This is a genomic window from Dokdonia ponticola, assembly GCF_042653865.1.
Classification (GTDB): Bacteria; Bacteroidota; Bacteroidia; order Flavobacteriales; family Flavobacteriaceae; genus Dokdonia; species Dokdonia ponticola.
The window spans coordinates 123361-137772 of sequence record NZ_JBHSFV010000008.1 but is presented as its reverse complement, the minus strand read 5'-3'; the positions used below and the strand labels follow the sequence as shown (position 1 = coordinate 137772).

Annotated in this window: 6 protein-coding genes; all 6 read left to right on the top strand. The window is 30.4% G+C overall.

What is annotated here, in order from left to right:
• Positions 1-35 precede the first annotated feature (35 nt).
• The 6 genes from ACFO3O_RS13725 (at position 36) to ACFO3O_RS13700 (ending at position 14410) form a co-directional block, all read left to right on the top strand.
• Positions 36-6218: a condensation domain-containing protein gene (locus tag ACFO3O_RS13725; RefSeq protein WP_379979752.1), complete on the top strand. Its 6183-nt coding sequence runs from the start codon at positions 36-38 to the stop codon at positions 6216-6218.
• A 48-nt stretch (positions 6219-6266) separates the two neighbouring features.
• Positions 6267-8657 (top strand): TonB-dependent receptor domain-containing protein, encoded by a 2391-nt coding sequence (locus ACFO3O_RS13720; RefSeq protein WP_379979750.1) that lies wholly within the window; start codon positions 6267-6269, stop codon positions 8655-8657.
• A gap of 78 nt (positions 8658-8735) precedes the next feature.
• A complete protein-coding gene (locus ACFO3O_RS13715) occupies positions 8736-9467 on the top strand; it encodes a thioesterase II family protein (protein WP_379979748.1) in 732 nt (243 codons plus the stop codon).
• 258 nt (positions 9468-9725) lie between these two features.
• On the top strand, positions 9726-11399 hold the full coding sequence (locus tag ACFO3O_RS13710; protein WP_379979746.1) for a cyclic peptide export ABC transporter: 1674 nt from the start codon (positions 9726-9728) through the stop codon (positions 11397-11399).
• Between the two features lie 134 nt (positions 11400-11533).
• Positions 11534-13861, top strand: a complete 2328-nt coding sequence (locus ACFO3O_RS13705; RefSeq protein WP_379979744.1) for a penicillin acylase family protein — start codon at positions 11534-11536, stop codon at positions 13859-13861.
• Positions 13862-13990: 129 nt separating this feature from the next.
• Positions 13991-14410, top strand: a complete 420-nt coding sequence (locus ACFO3O_RS13700; protein ID WP_379979742.1) for a hypothetical protein — start codon at positions 13991-13993, stop codon at positions 14408-14410.
• Positions 14411-14412: the final 2 nt, after the last annotated feature.

The window sequence follows — 14412 nt, the reverse complement described above, 5'->3', positions numbered from 1 at the left end:
TATATTAAAATTAATTCAACATAACAGTTTGTATTATGATAGATACGTTAATAAATAAGTTAAGAACTTTAGATGTAAAAATGGACATCATCAACGATAGGTTAGATATTCAAGCTGCTAAAGGTGTTATAGATACTTCTTTGATAGAAGAAATTAAATTACACAAGGATGCACTTATTGATTTTGTAAAAGTACATAAGTCTGATAATGGTGCTTATTTTGATATAAAATCAATAGATAAACAAGAGCATTATCCCTTGTCATCAGCACAACGTCGTTTATGGATTTTAAGTCAATTTGAAGATCAATCTATAGCATATAATATGCCTTCTCAAACGGTATTGACAGGTGGTTGTGATATACAAAACTTTGAAAAAGCAATTAATAGTGTTATTAAAAGACATGAAATTTTACGTACTGTTTTTAAAGAAGAGAAAAGTGGTGAAGTAAGACAGATGATATTGCCAATAGAAGCGTTTGATTTTTCAATTAATCATGAGGATTTTAGTGAATTTTCTGATAAAGAATTAAGAATCCAACAGTATATAGATAGAGATACGAAGACCGCTTTTGATCTTGAAAATGGTCCTCTATTAAGGGTGGCAATTTTGAAAGCTTCTGAAGATACTTTTGTGTTTTATTATAATATGCATCATATAATTAGTGATGGTTGGTCAATGAAAGTTTTGACCAATGATGTATTAGATTACTATGAAGGCTATTGTTTAAACACAGTTCCCCAATTAGCCCCTTTAAGAATTCAATATAAAGAGTATACAGCTTGGCAACAAGAACAATTAGAAAGTCAAGCATCAAAAAAGCATAGTGAATATTGGTTAAATCAATTTTCAACGGAAATACCATTATTGGATTTGCCTTCTCAAAAAAAACGCCCATTAATAAAGACTAGTAATGGATGGAGTTTAGAAACTATTATTTCAAAAGAATTAACAAGTGATTTAAAGAAGTTTTGTAAAGAAAAAGAAGGAAGTCTTTTTATAGGTTTACTAGCGATAATGAATACTTTATTTTCTAAGTATACATCTCAAAATGATTTTGTGATAGGAAGCCCTACTGCAGGAAGAGATCATATAGAACTAGAAAATCAAATAGGTTTTTATGTGAATACAATCGCATTAAGAAATGAGGTCTCACAAGAAGAAAGTTTTGAAGAATTATTTGATAAAATTAAGGATAACACTTTTAAAGCGTATGAACATCAACAGTATCCATTTGATCGCCTTGTGGAAGATCTCAATTTAAAAAGAGATAATAGTCGAAATCCCATTTTTGATGTGATGGTTATTTTACAAAATATAGTAACTATTGAAGGTGGAAAGGAAATTAATATAGAAAATTTAGATGCAATTATAGATCACAAAGAAACCGTAAGTAAGTATGACCTTTGTTTTACTTTTGAAGAAATAGGCGAGTATCTTTCGGTGGAAGTTACATTTAATACAGATATATATGTAAAAGAAACGATAGAACAATTCTTAACCCATTTCAAATGTATTCTTACTGATATCCTAAAATACCCTAAAGAAAAGATTAGAAATCTCAATTATCTTTCAGATTCTGAAGAAAAAGAACTTTTAATTACGTTTAACGAAACCAAAGTAGCATTTCCAACTGAAAAATCAATAATAGAGCTATTTGAAGATCAGGTAAATGAAACTCCAAATGCAATCGCTATTATTAATGGAGGTAAAGACTTAACATATAAAGATCTAAATGATCTTTCAGATAGGTATGCAAGTTATTTATATGACGTATTAGATGTAAAAAATGATGATAAAGTCATCGTTTCATTATCACATAACTATCAGTTAATGGCGGTATTGTTAGCCGTTAAAAAAAATGGAGCCATCTATGTTCCTGTAGATCCTAAAACTCCATCTGAAAGAATTCAATATATAGAAAAGGATAGTAAAAGTGTAGCGGTTATAAATCAAGCCACTTTAACTCAGATGGATTCGTATGAGTTTACGTCTACTAACATAAATCTATCGAAGAAAAGTAATATAGAGTTTATTATTTATACTTCTGGATCGTCAGGAATGCCTAAAGGTGTTTTATTAAAATCAAGTAGTGTTAATAATCGATTACACTGGATGTGGAAAAATTATCCATTTCAAGAAGATGAAGTATGTTGTGCAAAAACGTCAATAGGATTTGTAGATCATATCTGGGAATTTTATGGTCCCTTATTAAAAGGAATTCCTTTAGTTTTTTATAAAAAAGAAGAGATTCTTTCTATTCAAAAATTTGTAGATAGCCTACATAAAGATAAGGTGTCTAGAATAGTACTTGTTCCCTCTCTATTAAGAGAATTGATAAAGCATCCAGAATTATGTAGAGAAAAACTTCAAAACTTACATCTTTGGATTAGTAGTGGAGAAGCATTAAAGAAAAGTGATGTTGAAAAATTTTATAATAGTTTACGAAGTAGTAATGTGAGGCTGTTAAATATCTATGGATCTACCGAGGTAACAGCAGATGCTACATACTATGATACTTACAATGAGTATAATAAATTTAAGAAGTTCAATCTATTTGATTGTTCTATAAAAAATGAAATTGAACAATTAATAACGACTCATGATAATTCAAATAGGATTATTTCTGATCCTTTTGATAGTCTTGTAAAACAAGAACATTTTAAGAATGTAGATTTTAATTCTCAGTTAAATGTAGAAGAATATATTACATTCCTGAAATCAGACCTTTTACCTAATGTTGTAAATGTAGGAGTTCCTTCTTATGTAGGGCACATGACAAGTTTGATTCCTGACATTTTCAGAGAGCTTAACTCCTTAGTTACTATACTAAATCAAAATCAAGTTAAGATTGAAACTTCTATGATTTCTACATTGGTAGAAAAGCAAGTGATAGGGATTTTTCATAATCTGATATATAAAAATGAAGAAGCTTTTTATAAAAAGTATGTTCAAGCACCAGATGATGCTTTAGGAGTTATTACCAATGGCGGCACTATGTCTAATATTATGGCTCTTAATTATACACTTAATAATTTATTAAAAGCCACAGACGGATTTGATGGCATCTCTAAAGAGGGGCTTATTAAAGCATTAGATTTTTATGGATATCAGGATGTTGTTTTGTTGGGGTCTAGATGGTGTCATTATTCTTTTGGGAAAGCACTAAAGTTATTGGGCTTAGGTACAAAATCTTTTGTAGAGCTAGATTATGAAAATAAGGATACAGCAACGATAAGAGAAGAAATATCAACTTTAATAAAAACACTTAGAGATAATAAAACACTTGTTTTAGGAATCGTAGGAATTGGAGGGACAACTGAGTCAGGAAACATAGACCCTTTAGTAACGATAGGAGAGATCGCAAAAGAGCACAATATACATTATCATGTAGATGCTGCTTTTGGAGGTAGTTTTATGATGGATGACGAAATAGCTAAAAAACTAGACGGTATTCAGTTAGCTAACTCTGTTTCCGTATGTGCCCACAAACAATTATATATCCCAATAGGATTAAGTATTTGTCTATTTAAAGACCCTTCTTTTGTTGAATCTTCAGAAAATAACACCCATTATCAGGCAAGAAAAGGCAGTTATGATTTAGGGAAATATACCGTTGAAGGATCACGTAATTTCATGTGTTTACTCTTACACGCAGCATTTAAAATTTTTGGTAAAAATGGTTTCGCTCAAGTAATAAGATATAATTACAATACAGCTCAAGAATTCGCAAGACTTATCAATGAAGACCCATCTTTTAGGTTATTGTATAAACCAGATTTGAACATTGTTTTGTATAGATATATACCTGTAAAATATAGAAATACAGAAACCTTTACAGATAGTGAGTTAGAAGTTATAAATGAATTAAATCGTAAGATACAACAAGAACAATTTAAGAGAGGAAACACCTTTGTTTCTTATACACAAATCAAAAAAACTGAAAATACAATTAGAAATCTTGTTTTTAGAACAGTATTTATGAATCCTTATACCACTATTGAGGATTTAAAAATAATGCTTGAAGAACAAAAGGGAATCGCAGCTTCATTAGAAAGCATAAATTATTCTAGTAATATAGTAACGACAAGTGATAATATTTTGATAGGGAAACCTATCGAAAATGTAAAAGTATATATACTGGATAATTATTTAAACATTCTTCCAGTAGGTGTAATAGGAGAAATATGTATTAGTGGCGAGTGTGTTTCAGCAGGATATGTTAATGAAAATGAAGGTATAGCAAATAAGTTTATTGAGAGCCCATTTGTTAAAGGAGAAAAACTTTATAAGACAGGAGATTTAGGCAGAAGATGGACCGATGGTAATATAGAATGTGTAGGTCGTAAAGATGATATGGTTAAGATATTCGGTAATCGAGTAGAGTTAGGAGAAGTAGAGTATCAATTACAATCTTATAAAGATATCAAAGAATCGGTTGTTCTCGCAAAAGAGCTTGAAACAGGAGAAACAAAAATTATCGCTTATGTAGTAGCTGATGAAAAACAAGATGTTGCTTCTATTAGAGGGTATCTGTTAAAAAGATTACCTACATATATGATTCCATCCTATTTTATTCAATTGGATGAAATTCCACTTACATCTAATGGTAAAGTAAATAAGACAGCATTATCTAAAATTGATATTACAGAAACAGATAATGGAATAGAGTTTATCGTTCCAAGAAATGACCTGGAAAAAGAAATAGTCTCTCTATGTGAAAAAGTCCTCCAGAGAGAACGGGTGAGTCTAAAAGATAATTTTTATGATATAGGGGGTGATTCTATAAAATTAATCCAGTTATTATTTGAATTAAAAAGCATAGGCTTTGATATAAAAGCAGAGCATTTACTTACTGCTACAGATATAGAAGCAATAACAATATTACTTGCTAATATTCAAAGAGAGCTAACTACAAATAAAACACTAAATTCTTGTGAATATCATTCTTTATTAGGTAAGAAATGGAAAGTAGGAGATAAGGTTCAGATATCTGAAAACCAAAGATACATGATGAGATATAAGGACTCTCAAGCGATTTTAGGTCCTTTTACTATTCCTTCAAGTACCAAAGAAGAGTTAGACAATCACTTTAGGGGCTTTCTTGGTCATTTTCCAGAACTTCATTTACAATTTACAAATGAAGGAGATAAAATATATCAAGAATATTTGACACTAGATAAATTGCCATTACATATTGATTATGAAAAGCTTGATCTTTCTAATGAGATTTTAGTAAAAGAGTATATAAATAAAGTTTCAGAAAGAGAATATGAATTTTTTGAAGGCGAATTAATAAGATTATTTGTCATTAAAGATTCAAAAAATATTCAAGAAGATTTATTAGTTGTAGCAATAAGTCATGCATTAGCAGACTTACATACAGACCTCGTTTTCAATCAAGCATTAGAACAATTTATAAATGAAGGCGCTGTATCTAGACGAGGCAAAAACATCTCAAATTTTCACTACAGTAGTTGGCAACATGAATATTTAGCATCTATACAAGGAGTTAAATCTCGTGATTTTTGGCTTGATTACCTTGGAGATATACCTGTGTTAGATATTCAAAAAAGTAAAAAACCTCAGATAAATAATGGAGTTAAACAAACATTATTAATAGCTACATCTGAAGCTAAAGATATTGAAAGATTGTCTAAGAAACTGAGAGTGCCAATCGCTTGTTTATTCATGGCGTATCATCAGGTCCTATTACAAGAGTGCTCTAGCAATAAAGCAAGTATGCAATTTGTTTTGGTTAACGGTAGAGAATCTTTTACAGATGTTATTGATACTGCAAGTGTTTTAGGAGTTGTTAATAATGTGATACCTATAAAACTTGTTCAGAACACAAGTGCTGATCTATGTAGTACTGTACAATTAGAATATCTAAATGCTCGTCAACATCAATCTATTCCTTATGAAATTATTCGGAAGGATGTTTTAATACGAACCACTATAGATATAGACTCTTATGAGAAGGGATTTATAAATATAAAGCAAATGGATGGTGTTTTTAGAGAAAGCGAATTTCAGAATTTCAGTATAGTCGATTGTAAGCTCAAAAGAGATCTTTATTTGGATCTAAGTTGTGTGATAAAGAAGAATGGAATTCAACTCGAATTGATGTGTGATAAAAAAATCTATGATAAATATAAAAAGAGCCTATTAAAGGTGAAAGATTTTATACCAAATATGATTCGACAACTATCACATTAGTGTTAGCGAATTAGAATTTTAATAAATAAATAATGTAAAATATAAGTCATGAAAAAAATAAGCTTTTTAATAATAGTGTCTCTATTACCCTTCTTTAGTTTTTCTCAAAATACACTTCAAGGAGTTATTAAAGAAAAAGATACAGGAGTTAGTATTGCATTTGCAAATGTAATTCTTAGAGATAATTCTCAAGAATTAAAAGGAGGCACTGTCAGTGATGAACTAGGAGCTTTTTCTATAGTTGTTCCATCTGGAGAATATGAATTGACTGTAAGTTTTTTAGGCTACGAAACTTGGACGAAAAAAATTGATATTCAGTCAGATATGAAAGTTGAGGATATTATTATAATTCCTGCCTCTGAGGGGCTTGATGAGGTAATTGTTACTGGACAAAGAAAGATGATAGAATATAAGGCAGATCGATTAGTCTTTAATGTGGATAATAACATTTCTGCAACTGGAGGTGATGCTATGAGTGTTCTTAATGTAGCGCCAGGTCTAGTTGTTCAAAATGGTAATATTAGTCTGTTAGGAAAAGGATCTTCACGAATTATGATTAATGGACGAATTGTAGAACTATCGGGAGATGATTTAACAAACTATTTAAATTCTATTTCAGCTAGTGATATTAAAAGTGTAGAAATCATCACAAACCCTCCTGCAAAATATGATGCAGCTGGAGATGGAGGACTCATTAATATAAATCTTAAAAAGGGGGTTCGAGATTCTTGGAAGAATACTACTTCTTTAGTTTATGATCAAAACACCTTTAATTTTTATACACTACGCAATAACTTTTTTTATGATAAAAATAAGTTTAGACTTTCTTTAAGTACTAGTGCTAGAACAGGAGATGTAAGAAATCAAGGTGATCTAGATATATTTTTCCCAACAGGTCCTTGGATATTAAAAGGAGATGAAAAAGAAAAAAGAGATAATGTTACTGGACGCGTTACTTTAGATTATGATGTTAGTGATAATACTACAATTGGAGCACAATATTCAGGAAATTATAGTACTCCAGATGGAGCATTTTTAAATAATATAGCTATTAATAATACATCAAATCAAATTGAGTCTTTTTTAATTACAGATGGATTTAAGGATAGGGAAAATAGAGGTAACTCATACAATGTTCATACAATTACAAAACTAGATACTTTAGGAAGAGAAATATCTGTTGATGTTGATTATTTTGATTTTAATTCTAAAACAAGTAATACCTTTCTAGCTCAGAACTTCACTCCGGATTTTCAGTTAATCGATACAGATTTATCAGCAATAAACGCATCAGATCAAGACATAACTAATTTTAGTACGATTGTAGATATAGAGCATCCATTAGAGTTTGTGAATTTATCTTATGGAGGTAAAATTAGTTTTATAAATAGTGAAAGTGATATAGAGTTTTTTAATACTACTTCTGGAACACCAATTCTAGATACTAATCAATCTAATACGTTTGAATACGAAGAAAATAATCAAGCGATTTATGTGAGTGGGTCTAAAAATATAAATAAAAAACTTAGCGCTCAAGTTGGTCTTAGATTGGAAAATACACAGACAAAAGGATTTTCAAGAACATTAAATCAAACTACTGAAAATGATTATGTAAAATTATTTCCTACAGTCTACCTTTCTTATCAAAAAAGCGATAATCATGGTTTTAATTTTAATTATGGAAAAAGAATTAACAGGCCAAGTTTTGTAGATCTTAATCCTTTTAGAGTATATATTAATAGTACAAGTTTTTCTGAAGGTAATCCTTTTTTACAGCCATCTTTTAGTGATAATTTTGATTTCACTTATGTTTTTAAAAGAAAGTTAAGAATTAATGCTTTCCTAAATGTAGCAACCGATGGTTTTGGAGTTGTATTTGCTGCAAACACAGATGATAACACTCAAATTATTACAAAGCAAAACTATTTTAAAGAGTATTATTTTGGTCTAGGGACAAATTATACTAATAAATGGACGTCTTGGTGGAAGAGCCGTAATTTACTTTACGTGCTGGGGTCTGATACTCAATTTGAAAACGGTATTAATGCAACACCAATAAACAGTGCACAATTATTTTTCTCAACAAATAATACATTCTCACTAGGAGGTACTACAAAACTACAGGTAGATTATATGTACAGCTCTTCTTATGAAAGAGGTCTTTATGAATTTGGATATATGTCTGGTCTAAATATAGGTTTGAGTAAAAGTTTTCTTAATAAAGATCTACAAGTAACCCTACTCGTAAATGATGTTTTTAACTCAGCTTTCCTTAGAGATTTTACATCAAACGTAAACGGTGTAACACAAGTATATAATGAAAATAATAGCAGTAGATTTTTAAGATTATCCTTATCTTATAGTTTCGGAAATAATAAAATTAATGTAAGAGAACGAGCTGTGGGTAATCAAGAAGAGAAAGGAAGAAGCGGCAACTAAAGACACTGCTTAAATGCTATTTTGAATGTAATAAAACAGCATTGTAAAAGAATTTATTAACTAAATTAAAATCACAAAATGATACAGTTATTTTTATTACACTTTGCTGGCGGAAGTATATATTCATTTGATTTTTTAAAACAATATATATCTAAAGATGTACAGGTAATACCTTTAGAATTACCAGGAAGAGGTAAGCGGTTTGAAGAACCAGCTCTCAAGACAAAGAAAGAAACAATTCAAGACTATGTGAGGCAAATTACACTTATGAGAAATAAGGCTCCATATTGCATTTATGGACACAGTATGGGGGCTACATTGGGTTTGTCTGTAGCTCATAAAATGCAAAAATTAGGAGATCAACCTTTATACTTGATTGTTTCTGGTAATGCAGGTCCTGGAGTCTCTTATGATGAGGATGATCCAGAGAAACAAAAAAAGAAGCGCTACCTAATGAATGATAAAGAGTTTAAAGAGGAGTTACGAGAGTTAGGAGGTGTTCCTGAAGAAGTCCTGTTGAATGAAGAACTGTACTCTTTCTTTATGCCTATCATGAGATCAGACTTTGAAGTACTAGAAAAAGACGATTATTCCGAAGAAGGTATACAATTACAAGTCCCTATATATGCTATTATGGGTACTGAAGAAAAAACAAGTGCTCAAATTGACAACTGGAGGCGATTTACGCTCTCAAGCTTTAAATATAAAATACTAGAGGGTAATCACTTCTTTATATACGAGCAATGTAAAGAGCTTTCGGATATCATAAAAAACTGTTATGAAGAACAACTACAACCTTTTGTTTTATAGTTGCTTACATACATAATATTACTATTCTTATCGATCAGAAATCAGTTGATCTATCCCCAATCAGTATCTCGTAACAAGTCGCTAAGTGAGTGCTGTAATCATATTCCCTTTATTAATCAAAAATAAAAGGAATACAATCTTCTATTTATTAAAACAACAATAATCTATACTACATCTATATGTAGTGTAGACTAATAACGCTTTCGCGAAAGCGGAAAACAAACAAAAATATTATATAACCACATAAATTATTTACAAATGAAAAATGACTTAATAGAATTGAGTAAATCGAAAATGATTCCTATAAAATCAATTGTAGGATATTCGATATTAGCGATTATATCTGGGATGTCTGGCTTTGCTTTTATTACTGTAATAAACAAGGTTATCAGTATGTCTATAAACCCAGAAATCCCCCAAAATGGTAATTATTTATATATGTTTATAGGAGCTATTGTAGTTTTCTTTATAACTAGAAGATGGCTTTCTGGAGGGGTTATTAGCTTATCACAAAAAATTTTTTGCAACATGAGAAAGGATGTTATGAAGCTTGTAATTAAAGCCCCGTATAGAAATTTACAAGAGTCTAAAGATCAGATTTATGCGACATTGACTTCAGATGTGCATAGTATCACAAATGCATCATTATCTGTGATTACATTTTTCTCATCTATTATATTAATTATTGCCTGCTTTGTGTATATGGCATATCTATCATTAAGCCTATTTGGATTAAGTATAGGTATCATTGCTATAGGAGTGGGTATCTATCTTCTTAGATCACGTAAAAGTGACAAATTACTAAAACAAGCAAGAGAGTTAGAAAGCGATTTTATGAATACTTTTAATAGTATCATAGATGGAGCAAAAGAGATTAATATAAATCTAGACAAAGGGTTTGATATTTATAATGACAAGCTTGTTGGGATTGTAGATAAAGGAGAAAAAACATATACAAAAGCATTTGTTCATTATGTGAATAGTGAGTTGGTAAGCCAAATTCTTTTTTATGGTCTGATTACATTTGTTCTTATTTATTCGGGTAGCTTATTAGAACTCCCTATTGATGTAATCATAGGTTTTGTACTTATATTATTATACTTATTAGGTCCTATTGTGAGTGTGATGACACTTATGCCTTCTATGAACCAAGCAAAGGTTTCATTAGGTAAAATGAATAAATTAAAAAATGACCTTAAACAAATGGAATATAATGATGGAATTGAGGAAAAAGAAAAAAGAAAATTTCATGATTTTAATGTATTTGGGTTGAGGGATTATTCTTTTTCTTATGGAAAAGATAAATTTTCTGTAGGTCCAATCAACTTAAATATAAATAGAAATGACGTGATCTTTATTCATGGCGGTAACGGTGCTGGAAAAACCACTTTTATTAATACGGTTTTAAGATTATATGATTTAGATAAAGGCAATGCCTATATAAATGATCAAGTGGTTTCTGAAGAAGATATAGATGGTATTAAAGAATTATTTTCTCCTGTATTCAGTGATTTTTATCTTTTTGATGACTTTTACGGAATCGAAAATGTAGATATAAAAAAAGTAAACTATTTCCTCAGATTATTTGAGATGGAAGAAAAGGTAACATTAAAAGACGGTAAATTTTCTAGTATTGATCTATCCACAGGACAAAGAAAACGTCTAGCATTAATTAGTTCACTAATTGAAGATAGACCGATATTGGTTTTAGATGAATGGGCAGCAGATCAAGACCCTTATTTTAGACATAAATTTTACACAGAAATCATCCCAGAAATTGTAAGAGAACATGACAAAACGATCATTGCAATTACCCACGATGATAAGTACTATGATCAAGCCGATCGTTTGTTAAAAATGGAATACGGGACACTTGTAGAATTCCAGAAAAAAGAATTAGAACCTATGTTCAGCCCAATGTCTATGGGTTAAGTTATACCATTATACTTACATTTTAAAATTTTCAAGAGCCAGAAATTCATAAAACTTTTATTGAGTATTTTATGATGGTTATATTTTATGATCATCATAAAACGGGCTTTTTATTAATTCTTAATTAGATACCCATGAAACTAGTAAAAACAGCACTTGTTTTAGTGTTATGCATTGTGTGGATATATACCACAAACTACCAACTCAAACCGTTTAATTCTGTAGGAGAGTTACTTTCTTATAAAACAGGATTATTATCTGTTCCAATAGAAGAAAATGGGATCAATAATTATGAGAGTGATTATAAGCCTAATATATATGTAGATGATCTAGGGATTCCTCACATTTATAGTGACAATCAAAATGATGCTGCTTTTGGATTAGGGTTTATGCACGCAAAAGATAGGTACTTCCAGATGGAATTAATAACTAGAACAGTACAAGGGCGTATGTCTGAGATTTTGTCAGATAAGACCTTAGGTTCTGATCGTTTTTGGAAACCTTATGAATTTGAACGCAAGTCAGAAGAGTTATTAGAAACATATAAAGAAAAATCTCCAGAATTTTATGAATATTTGCTGGCGTATGCAGCTGGAGTTAATGAATATCTAACAACGAGTAAGAGTATAGATCCTCTTTATAGGGCTATTGGAGAAAAGCCTACAATATGGGAACCTCAATATTCATTGTTAGTGACTTGGTATATGAGTTATACACTTACCTATTTTGATCAACATGTGATGCATCAGGAAATGATAACAACATTATCTCAAGAAGAAAAAAACTACTTCTATCCAATGCAGCCTGAAGGTCTAAAAACAATTTTGCCTTCTACTCATATTGCAGTTCAGGATACAATTACAAAAAAGTATTTAGAAAAAGTTGTCGCACAAAATAATGTAAACGAGTTTTTGAGTCCAAATAAATTTGAGAAAGGTGTAGGAAGTAATAATTGGGCAGTTAGTAAAACAAAAACAAATAATCAAGCTACAATGCTAGCTAATGATCCTCATTTATTATTATCACTTCCAGAAGCGTTTTACGAAGCTCACTTGATATATGGATCTTTAAATGTTTATGGATTTTCTATCCCTGGAGTACCCGTCATAGTGAGTGGGCACAATGATGCTATCTCTTGGGGTATTACGAATGGTGAGTGGGATCTTATAGATAGGTATCATTTAAAAGTAAAAGATGATAATGCCTATTATTATGAAGGACAGTGGGTTCCATTTGAGAAAAAGCAATACACAATCAAAATAAAGGGGTATGATGATTTTATAATGACTCAAAACAATACAGTACAGGGTAAGGTAATTAAAGAGGGTGATCAATATTATGCACAGCATTGGTATGCCTCCAATAAGAGCTACTCCATTGAATCGATGTATAAAATGATGAAGAGTCAAAATTGGGATAATTTTACAAGCGCCTTACAAGATTATGGGTACCCACCTCAAAATTTTATATACAGTGATGTCGAAGATAATATTGGGATTGTTTGTGCTGGAAAACTACCAGATAGAGGACAAAATTATAGAGGAGGCCTACTAGACGGCTCATTAACATATACTCAAATAAAATCTATAGATACACTATGGAAAACATATAATCCAGATAAAAAGTTTTTACTCTCAGCAAATCAACAACCTATACAAAATGACATCTATTTTGGTCAACATGGATTAAAAGATGACTATAGAGTAGAGAGAATATATAAGCTATTAGAAAATAATGATAACTGGGGACTAGAAGAGATTCAGAAAATGCAATCTGATCAAGTAGATCTTTCATTCAATGATTTTAAGGGCTTATTAGAAAAGTATAAAATCAATAAAGAAAATACCAAGATTGTTGCTCTTCTAAATCAATGGGATGGTACAATGAGTTCTAATAGTAAAGAAGCTTTGGTATATGAATCTGTAAGAGTCATGACTATTATTGAATCTCAAAAATTTGCACAGAGGCAACTTAAAGTAAAACTCGTTCCATCATTTAAACAGTATGTAAAATACCTTAAAGATGATCAATACCAATTATCAGGACGCATTTCTAAACAAGAACAAGTAAATGTTATTTTGACAAAAGCAGATTCGATATTAACCAAACGTTTTGGGAATCAATGGGAAGACACTACCTATAGTGAGATATCAAATTTTAGTATTGACAATATACTATCTATACCAGGGCTCGGAGAAGAGATACATGATGCAAGCGGTAATACAAATACTATAAACCTAAATACAGGAAGCATTCACCCAGTGTACCGAGCAGTGTATCATATGAAAAAAGATCAAGTAAAAGCATACACTGTTCTTGCAGGAGGACAAAGCGGTCATGTAAATTCCATTCATTATAAAGATCAATTGCAATTATGGAGAGATGGTAAGCATAAAGAAACTCAATTTGAAAAAAAGCCTAATCAATTAAAAAATATTGAGAATATAATATCCTTCAAATAAAAGGAATAGCTCTCATTAGAGCTGTACTTCATAAAGTCAATACTAAAAAGAATTTCTAGTATCCAGTACTATAAATATTCAACACTAGTAATGAGCGAAAATCAAAGTATAAACTAAAACTTAGAAATCATGAATAGTAATTTAGAATTTTTATCAAATCACATCCTAGGCAATAACATTACAGAGGTATTAAAAATAGAAAAAAACCGTATTCATATACTTGGAATTGGATTCCCATTATTGGTAGATGAAAGAGGGGATCTTGTAAAAATTAATAACCTTAGCCTTGACGAGAAAACATCTTCAAGACTCAACTATTTACTATGGAGTTTAAATTTTTTGAATAAGAAGTTTCAAAAATCTAATGATCAATTTGATGCATTAGAATTAAGAGGAAGAGTGGTAAAGCTTTTAATAACATCGATTTATAATCTTGAAAAAAGTGACACCTACGATGATGTTAAAACAGTAATGAAGTATATAGAAGAGGAAAGAGACTATATCAAAGAGTGTATGACTCCTTATGCTCTCGTAAATGGGTCATATTAAGT

Coding starts and splice junctions, on each gene's coding strand:
- ACFO3O_RS13715 (WP_379979748.1), top strand. CDS start 8,736: ATGATACAGTTATTTTTATTACACTTTGCTGGCGGAAGTATATATTCA.
- ACFO3O_RS13710 (WP_379979746.1), top strand. CDS start 9,726: ATGAAAAATGACTTAATAGAATTGAGTAAATCGAAAATGATTCCTATA.
- ACFO3O_RS13725 (WP_379979752.1), top strand. CDS start 36: ATGATAGATACGTTAATAAATAAGTTAAGAACTTTAGATGTAAAAATG.
- ACFO3O_RS13705 (WP_379979744.1), top strand. CDS start 11,534: ATGAAACTAGTAAAAACAGCACTTGTTTTAGTGTTATGCATTGTGTGG.
- ACFO3O_RS13720 (WP_379979750.1), top strand. CDS start 6,267: ATGAAAAAAATAAGCTTTTTAATAATAGTGTCTCTATTACCCTTCTTT.
- ACFO3O_RS13700 (WP_379979742.1), top strand. CDS start 13,991: ATGAATAGTAATTTAGAATTTTTATCAAATCACATCCTAGGCAATAAC.